This window comes from Luteitalea sp., from assembly GCA_009377605.1.
Taxonomy (GTDB): Bacteria; Acidobacteriota; Vicinamibacteria; order Vicinamibacterales; family Vicinamibacteraceae; genus WHTT01.
The window spans coordinates 1-550 of the sequence record WHTT01000250.1 but is presented as its reverse complement, the minus strand read 5'-3'; the positions used below and the strand labels follow the sequence as shown (position 1 = coordinate 550).

At 59.5% G+C, this 550-nt stretch carries 1 protein-coding gene; it reads left to right on the top strand.

All coding sequences use genetic code 11. From position 1 onward, the window contains the following. Window positions 1-361: 361 nt before the first annotated feature. Window positions 362-550, top strand: a 189-nt coding sequence (locus GEV06_28790) for a hypothetical protein (GenBank protein MPZ21841.1), incomplete at its 3' end; no start/stop codon positions are given.

Here is a 550-nt window from a genome sequence, read left to right as displayed (position 1 = left end):
ATGGACGATGTGAGCAGCGACATTGGCGGAACCATTCAGAATCCGAAAAACCTTGACGCCGAGCATGCGGTGTCCGATTTCGACGTCACGCACAACTTCGTGTTCAGCGCTAGACGCGCCAGAAACTTGACCCAACAGGTCAAGTTTCGGCGCCTCAAGAGTTCTAGCGGGCGGCGCGCTCGGCGAGCGCGCCCTACCATGTCAAATAAGGCTTGATCCAGGCAACCACGCGAACTGGCACATGGCGCTGAGTCTCCACAGAACAAATTCTGCTTAGACGCAAGACCGTCTACCATCGGTATAGATCGCTGGCGTTGGATGCGGCCAGGACCGAGGATTCGTGTTGGGAGCACGTCAGGCAATGAAGATGCGTGAGCAGATTTCGAGTCTCTTGCAGCACACTGAGCGCCATGCCGCCGCATGGTTCGCATCACTCGATGCCCGCCCGGTGTGTGCGACGGCAACGGGCGACGAGCTGCGGCAGATGCTGGGCGGCAACCTTCCGAACGACGGAATCGAGCCGCACGCCGTCACGAAACTGCTGGCGGAG